This window comes from Ruoffia sp. FAM 24228, assembly GCF_045528575.1.
Taxonomy (GTDB): Bacteria; Bacillota; Bacilli; order Lactobacillales; family Aerococcaceae; genus Ruoffia; species Ruoffia halotolerans.
Map to the genome: position 1 here is coordinate 1 of NZ_JBGQQZ010000089.1, position 8,058 is coordinate 8,058.

Sequence of the window (8,058 nt, forward strand, 5' to 3'; positions counted from 1 at the left end):
TTAACCCGAAGCCACCGCGGTTTCCAGCAAGCTGAAGCAGAGCTATGGGAAATGTTTGGAACACTAGCAGAGAGCTGATTTTTTTACAGAAGGAATTCTTTATTTACACAAACTTCTTGACGCTCCCTTTCAATTGTTAATTCCGAATATTTTATATATAAACTATACTACTTTTAATAAAGAAATAGGTTACCCTTCCAGTTTCTAAAAATAGATTAAATAAAAAAGAACTTGTTCATTCCTTTTGGAAATCGCAAGTTCTCTTATGTCTAAAAAACCAAGCTAACAAACTTCAAAATAATCATTCAGTATCTTTTATTTCAACACAAGCTCGGTTTGTATGATTCTATTGTCAACATATTCAGTATTAGGATCATCCAAGTATTCTTTCATTCGATCGGCTACTGCTTTAATTACTGGAACAGCAACTGAATTACCAAATTGTCTGTACATTTGAGTTCTTGATACTGGAATAATAAACTCCTCATCAAATCCCATCAATCTTTTGCATTCTAACTCCGACAACAACCTCAGTCCTGTTTCTCCGCCTTTTACAAAAGTCCCAGTTAATCTTTGAATTTTGTGGTAAGTCGATAATAAGGTTTTAACCTGGATGGTTGAATTTTCATCAACAACTTCTGGTTTGCCGTCATCTTTTTTATATAGGTAACTTTCCTGTAGATGTTTGGAAATTGAATATCCTTCCGGAAAAATATCAGTTTCTAGTATTGAATTTACTGGAACCTTTGTTTTTTCTCCTTCTGGAAAAACAAAAGTAGAAATCTCTAATTCTTCTCTAAATCCAACAATAATAACACGTTTTCTTACTTGGGGTAATCCAAAGTCTTGTGCATCAAGAACTTCATAAGAAACATCATACCCGAGGTCATTTAAAGATTTTAAAATAATTCTAAATGTTTCCCCACCTTGAATAGTCAATAACCCTTGTACGTTTTCTAACAAAAACGCCTTTGGTTTATGGTGACGTAAAATTCTAAGTATATCAAAAAACAACGTGCCTTGTGTAGAATGTTCAAACCCTTCACGCTTTCCTATCATAGAAAAAGGTTGACAAGGAAATCCTCCTACTAAAATATCGTGATTTGGTATATCAGCAGCATCTATCTCTGTTATATCACCTGCAGGGATTTCGCCAAAGTTGGCCTCATAAGTTTGTTGTGCAAATTTATCCCATTCAGAACTAAATACACAATGTGTATTCTCATCCTCAAAAGCTTGACGAATTCCACCTATTCCTGCAAACAAATCTATAAATTCTAAATTATTTCGAGACATGCTACACCTCTTTTCTATCTTTTATACTTTACCTATAGTACCAGAACTAATGGTCGTCTTCAATTAATTAAATTTTATGATAATATATTAATATTATAAGAATTGTGAAGGAGTCCAATAATGGTAAATAAAGTCAATAAAGGGGAATGGGCAGAATTTTATGCATTTCTAAAAATATTAGCTTCGGGCAAACTTTATGCTGCCGATGATGAAGGCAAAAAGAATATAAACAAGTATTACTCGATTCTATCTGCAATAAAAAAAGATATTGAATATACTCGTGATGTAAATTCAGAGTCTATTACTTTTGTTATTAATAATGATGATATACAAGTTCCCATTTCTAATATCGATGCAATCTTAGATCAGATGTTTAAACAAATTAAGGAAGGGAAAGGTACCTTTGAAATACCTACAGTAGAACCTATTATTAATAATCTACACATAACTAATATTAAAGAAAGTTCAAGAATCAAGGGTGATATTAACTTAAAGGTTCACGACTCATTAACTGGTCATACTCCAACCCATTCTTTTTCCGTTAAATCGTATATAGGCGGTGCACCAACATTATTAAATGCATCAAATGGTACTAAATTCACTTATGAAATTTCTCCTGCCTTAAGTGAGAATATAATTGATGATATTAAAGAAATCTTCGAATCCAGACCAACTGGATGGCTAGATAGTATGATTCAAACAATTTATAATAATGGCTCTCAATTAGTCTATAACAAAATTTCAAGTGACGTCTTTAAAAAAAATCTTCAAATGATTGATTTCAAACTTCCTAAAATACTTTCTGAAGTATTTGCGCACGGTTATTTAGTTAAAAACAAAAAGTTGGATCTTTCTGTTCAAAGTTATATAAAATATACTCAATCTAAAGATAAAGACTTGATTGAATATAAGATAACTGAACTTTTAGTCGCTAGTGCTTTGGGTATGATGCCCATGACTCCATGGTACGGATTTGATGATGCGAATGGAGGTTATATAATTGTTAAAGATAATTCAGAAGTGCTTTGTTATCATTTATATGAACGAAATGAATTAAAAAAATATCTTTATAACAATACTCGATTTGAAACAGCAAGTACTTCGAGATATAACACAGGTACAATCTATCAAGAAAAATATAAACAGTATATTGATTTAGCTCTCCAAATCCGATTTGTGACAAGTTAATAACTTGTCTTTTTCTTTATTTTCTCTAATAATTATTCATTTTTGTCATCAAGTTATCGATAAAATAAATATTACCTTAGTTTCGAATGATTATCTATCATCTATAACTCCCGTCTGCACTAAGTAAATTAAGCAAAATATAAAAGCAGTAGCAAGGGCGACGAAGTCGTGCATTTACCCTTGCTACTGCTTTTAAATTTTGCTATACATCTATGACGCCGGGAGTTATAGATGTTTTAATATCACCGAGTCAAAAATAATGCAATTCAATCAAATAACTTTCCTGAGGCCCAATCCAACGGGACGTTGGTGGGGTTTGGAGCAAAGCTCCAAGGCTAATATCTTCGTAACTCAATTCAGAATAACTAAGGATACAGGAAATAGCATCCCTATATTCTTATCAACTTTATCTAAATTTTTCAGTGCAAACTTCGGTTCATTTTTAATAACAATTCACTTTAATATTCTTTTCTAAATTACTCTTCGGCGTTTAATTGTAAAAAAATCTATTAATGTATCTGGGTCTGATTTAAAGTTAATAATTTCTGATGGTTTAAATGCATAATAATTTAATGATTTTTTACTTTTATCATCCGGTTGGACTACTCCTATATATTTAAATTCAATTGGTTCAGTCGTCTTGCTGCTAGATAGATTAAACCATTCTTTTTTCTTAAAGCGAATTTTCTTCTGTGTACCTCTAATCAATACTCCTTTAAAATAAGTCAATTCAACGTTGGTTATTATGTAATCAAATTTCCGAATAATTCCTTTTATGCAGACACGATTAAAGTACATCATATTCTCCTAACTAGAAATAATATTTTTTGCAATGGTCTATATATTATTTTTATAAGATACTTCTATCATAATACAAGATGTCCGTAATTTCTATCCAAAAATTTTTGGATAGCTTTTTATCTGAATTTATGGTATGTGGCCCTAAAAACTTGTAGTGTGTACGATAGCTTAATCAATAGACTCATCAACTAAAGCTATTTCACTTTTCTCTAGTTATTTAGTCGCTCTTTGACTAATTCGACGTAATACTCACATATAATAACAAGGTCGAAATCTTCGTTATTATTACATTAAAATTCTGTTCAGATATTAAGTTATTACAAATCGTGTTTATTACGTACTCTTGGTATTTATATTGCACCATATCCACTTTGTTTAAGGAAGATTCACATTAAATAATGTCTAAATTAAGCCCAATAATTTCTACTATCATTTCCAATTTTTCAGAATGTTTTTTAGTGATAATATTCTTTTTATAAATATTTTTAAGTATGCATATCGAATATGTACTATACTAATAGTATTAACTTTTTGGAGGGATTTCATGGATTTCTTATCATTAAAATTTTACGCAAAATCTATAGACAAAGATTTACAATTTTTAAAATCAAAAGGTTTTGATTTCAAAAGTGAAACTGAATTTGATACTTTCAATAAATTCACAAAATATCTACTTGCTTTAAAAATGAAGCCACGTGAATTTTATGCAAGTACAAATGACTTTTGTTTCGGTTTCGAAATTAAACAACTAGGAAAAGAATTTGATTTATTGAGACTAGGAACAAATTATAATATTAACATTGAATTAAAAAGTTCCAGCACTTACGAAAAACAAATTAAACAACTTCAAAAAAATTATTTCTATCTCAAATATTTGGATACTCCTACTTATTACTTTTCGTATAACGCAGAAACTGATGATGTTATTATGGGATACGTGAAAGAAAATGAAAACTCACTTACTTTTATTTCTGAACAACAAGGAGATTCATTGATAAATATTTTGAAAGAACAAGTATATACTTTCTTAAACTATGAACAAATGTTAGAAATGTTCGATGTATCTAATTACTTAGTGTCTCCTTTTAATGATACTGAAAAATTTTTAGAAGGAAAATATCTTCTTAGCCCACAACAAGAAAATCTAAAGAAAGAAATAATTAAATCAGACAAGTTCTTTTTTATCATAAATGCACGACCAGGCACTGGTAAGTCCCTCTTAATGTTAGATATTGCCAATACACTTTACCAAAACCATGACACAGATAAAATATTAATTATTCACACTGGAATTCTAAACGATGGTCATAATAAACTTCTTGATAAAGGATTTAATATCCTGCCCATAAAGAATTATTTTGACGGTCTAACGCCGAATCCAGAATATATTTTTATAGATGAAACTCAAAGAATAAACATTTATCAATTAGAAAACATAGTCAGTAAAGTTAATGAATTAAATGCAAAATTAATCATTTTTATGGATTCTGATCAAACATTAATATCGGGAGAAAATCCCGAAGAGGTTTTAAAATTAATAGAAAATAAAAGTAAACAAGATATTCATGAATTTAAGCTGTCAACGAAATTTAGGAATAATTCTCAGATGGCTTCTTTTATTACTAAGCTAACTCGAATTCCATTTACTATAACTCCCGAATTCTTGGTAAGTAATAGTAATAAAAATATAGACATAAAGTACTTTCCAAATGTAGATTTTGCAAGTTTTCACTTTAGACATCTAAGATCCAAAGGCTTCACTATTTTGGGATATACTACTAGTCGTAAAAACTCGGATCCTTTTGATAATACTCCTAGAGGTGATTTTAATTCACATAAAGCCATTGGTCAGGAATTCGATAATGTGGCAATAATTATTGATAAGAATTTTCAATATAGGGAAGAAAGTACGCACTATCGTTTAATCGGTACAAACGAAAGTTATTACTCTTCAGATAATATGTTTTATCAAAACATTACAAGAGTACGTAAAAAGCTAACACTAATTATTATTGACAACCCAGATGTTTTCCGAAAAATAACATCCATCCTAGACACTTTATAATATACAAAAAGCCCTACAATTCAGTTATTTGAATTGTAGGCTCAATTATTTTCGTAATAAGGACGTACAAACCCTTGAATATAACTGTTATTTAAGTCATGCGATTTGTGACCAACTTTAGATACTCATCAGATAAGCATATTGCCTTCGATAATGATTACAGTGTTAACTGCCACCGACTCAAAGATACCTCGTATATTAATTAATGGTTCACACTATCTTTCCATGTATCTACTGGCTATACTCATCTATTTCTAAATATTGTTTCAAAATTGGATGTTCGGAGAACATCCAATGGGTCTTCTTGATTATTCTTATGATTTTGATAATGAGTGAATATGGACGCTCTACGAGCGCCCATAAGTAATATGAGGGTTAACTAGACGGCATAAAGCCGAATAGTTAAATTGAAATGGCATAACAACCAAAACTAAAGACTCGTCAGCTAAAGCTCACGAGTCGACTATTGTAATTAATCTGTGTAAATGATGCGAACGAGATCAGCTAACGCTGAACTCGTTCGCATCATTCATTCAAATTACTAATTTCATCCAACTACTATCTTCAACCTCCCCCCACCAACCCCAATGGAATGAATTGGTTGGTTTCGTCCGGCTGGAGCCGGCACGGCGGGAAGCGGCCACGAAACCGAGACGATGAATGGAGTTGGGGTTGGTGGGGGGAGTAACCTTCTTCAGTTAACTCTCTTTTCTCTGTCGATTTTGTCGTTCTTTGACAAATTCGACCTAATACTCACATATACTAACGAGGTCGATAGACTTCGTTAGTACTACGCTACATTAAGTAAGACTCACGCGGTCTTTGCGTATGTCTTATTCTTATGCTTTTATATTCTTTAAAACAGTTTCAAAATTGATTGTTCGAAGAACAGTCAATGAATCTCCTTAATTAGATTTTAACTTGAAAATAAGAACATTTGTTCGTATAATGATTTAACAAATCTAAAAGGAGCTATTTAATTATGGATATGAGAAAGTTAATAATGGCTAGTGTTCAATTCGATTATTTTAGTGATAACTACAACCAATTCAGGGATGATTTTTACAATTATTCAGCGTTAGTCATCCCTCTTCCATTTCTATCCGAAAGTATATTATTTACGATGAGTGAGTCACAAGTCAGCTATTTCAGGTTACCTTATTCAAATGCTAAAGATCATCGAAATCACTTTTTTATATTTAAAGTCCGAATGAAAAAGGAAAATAATCAAATCAGGACTTACGAATACCTAGGTCATTCATTTGATAAGAAATATAATTCTATTTAACTTTAAAATCCCCCAACCCATTAGTGTAGCGTTGGTTCGATCGAGTCCGGCTGGAACCCGAAGGGTGGGAAGCGGCCACGAGAGCGAAACAAAAGCGGAGCTAATGGGTTGGGGGATTTGCTTAATAATTGAGCTTCCTTTTTTAAGCAATTAGCAACGCTTTAAGAGGTTTTAATAATATCTGACTCAACTATCCATCCAATAGCAATACCGTCATTACCAAGTAAATATACTTTCTGAGTGACCTCTTTTTCTTCAATCAATTCAAACTCTAAGTCCTTTACCCAAGGAGGAATCAGCTCGCCGGTATACCAATGAATAGCATTCTCTGACACCTTCAGTTTCTTTTGAACTTTCTCCATCTGCTTTTCAGCAATAAACTCTTTGTCTATTTTGTCTAATATACCAGGATTAGACTTATCGATACTATTTTTACGAGCAATGATACGTTCTGAGTAATCAGAATACCCCAAAGCAGCATAATCATACTTAGCTCCACCTACTTTAAATAACCCTTTTACAGCACCTTCAAAGTTCCTTACACCACTTACTTTATAAGTACCTCCTGAACGAAGTAGATAAACCCAATCATCCAAGAAGTCTTCAACACTCGAGTAATGGATATAATTGCCACCCTCATTTGCTGGACGTTTACTTCCCTTTATTTTTCTAATAGCTGGATTCCCTATGTAAGAATCAGACCATGTCATTCCGCCCCAATTATTATCAATCCTGGCCACGTTTGAATTACCCCAAACGCCTTCAAAGTGAAGCATCACAATCAGCAAGCTTGGTAGGATGTCATAATGCTTTGCTAGTGTAATAATCTTTTCAATATGCACTTGTGATAAGTTAGCGCCATTATAAGAGATACCATCCAGCGCATCATTATCCATAGGCTTATCAACAGACGGCGATAATAACTCATTTACTTTCGCTTGAACGACTGTCGCATCATAACCAGCAGCTAAGAGTGCACTTATTCGAGCTTGGCCAGAACTCCATTTTCCAGCAATCACTTCGTTAGCAAGGACTTCAATCGACTTTTTAACCTCGCCTACAATCTTATACTTTGGTCGAGCATAGCCCTTAATCCGGCTATCGTTCCACATAAATGTATTACGCTCTACCCGGCCATTGCTATTACCCTCTATAGTAGTAATCTTGTTGTCTTCAACTTTTTCTACAAAACCTATATGATCCGCCCATCCATTATTATCCCAGTCAAATGTGACAACGTCGCCCATTTTAGGAAATTCTTTTCCACGCCATATCCCTAATTTTTCAAAAATTTTAATATGACGCTGAACGCCGCATTCACGACCTATCAACTCACTTGTTTGGGTCTTATCAGCAATGAAACTGACAAATGCATCGCACCAATCATCACTATACTTAACCATGTAGCCAACGGGAACGG

Annotated in this window: 6 protein-coding genes; 3 read left to right on the top strand and 3 right to left on the bottom strand. The window is 32.6% G+C overall.

The annotated features are described in order from the left end of the window. Positions 1-315: 315 nt before the first annotated feature. The gene (locus tag ACEN33_RS11390) at positions 316-1,296 is read right to left on the bottom strand and encodes a DNA cytosine methyltransferase (protein ID WP_407095139.1); all 981 of its coding nucleotides are present in this window, start codon (positions 1,294-1,296) and stop codon (positions 316-318) included. 120 nt (positions 1,297-1,416) lie between these two features. Here ACEN33_RS11390 and ACEN33_RS11395 point away from each other — a divergent pair, with 120 nt between their 5' ends. Next, positions 1,417-2,484 carry an HpaII family restriction endonuclease gene (locus ACEN33_RS11395; protein ID WP_407095140.1) on the top strand — a complete coding sequence of 356 codons (1,068 nt, stop codon included), beginning with the start codon at positions 1,417-1,419 and terminating at the stop codon, positions 2,482-2,484. A gap of 471 nt (positions 2,485-2,955) precedes the next feature. Here ACEN33_RS11395 and ACEN33_RS11400 read toward each other — a convergent pair whose 3' ends face one another. Beyond that, entirely contained in the window at positions 2,956-3,282 is a 327-nt protein-coding gene (locus ACEN33_RS11400) for a hypothetical protein (protein ID WP_407095141.1), read from the bottom strand. Between the two features lie 547 nt (positions 3,283-3,829). On the opposite strand from ACEN33_RS11400, the gene ACEN33_RS11405 reads away from it, so the two are divergent. Together ACEN33_RS11405 and ACEN33_RS11410 are read left to right on the top strand one after the other, a co-directional pair. Then, the gene (locus ACEN33_RS11405; protein WP_407095142.1) at positions 3,830-5,350 is read left to right on the top strand and encodes a DNA/RNA helicase domain-containing protein; all 1,521 of its coding nucleotides are present in this window, start codon (positions 3,830-3,832) and stop codon (positions 5,348-5,350) included. 982 nt (positions 5,351-6,332) lie between these two features. Further along, positions 6,333-6,638: a DUF5960 family protein gene (locus ACEN33_RS11410; protein ID WP_407095143.1), complete on the top strand. Its 306-nt coding sequence runs from the start codon at positions 6,333-6,335 to the stop codon at positions 6,636-6,638. A 161-nt stretch (positions 6,639-6,799) separates the two neighbouring features. Here ACEN33_RS11410 and ACEN33_RS11415 read toward each other — a convergent pair. Continuing rightward, on the bottom strand, positions 6,800-8,058 hold a 1,259-nt coding region (locus ACEN33_RS11415; RefSeq protein ID WP_407095144.1), incomplete at its 5' end, for a CHAP domain-containing protein.

Excerpts from the sequence above, each read along its gene's own strand:
- ACEN33_RS11390 (WP_407095139.1), bottom strand. The coding sequence starts at position 1,296 with ATGTCTCGAAATAATTTAGAATTTATAGATTTGTTTGCAGGAATAGGT.
- ACEN33_RS11395 (WP_407095140.1), top strand. The coding sequence starts at position 1,417 with ATGGTAAATAAAGTCAATAAAGGGGAATGGGCAGAATTTTATGCATTT.
- ACEN33_RS11400 (WP_407095141.1), bottom strand. The coding sequence starts at position 3,282 with ATGTACTTTAATCGTGTCTGCATAAAAGGAATTATTCGGAAATTTGAT.
- ACEN33_RS11405 (WP_407095142.1), top strand. The coding sequence starts at position 3,830 with ATGGATTTCTTATCATTAAAATTTTACGCAAAATCTATAGACAAAGAT.
- ACEN33_RS11410 (WP_407095143.1), top strand. The coding sequence starts at position 6,333 with ATGGATATGAGAAAGTTAATAATGGCTAGTGTTCAATTCGATTATTTT.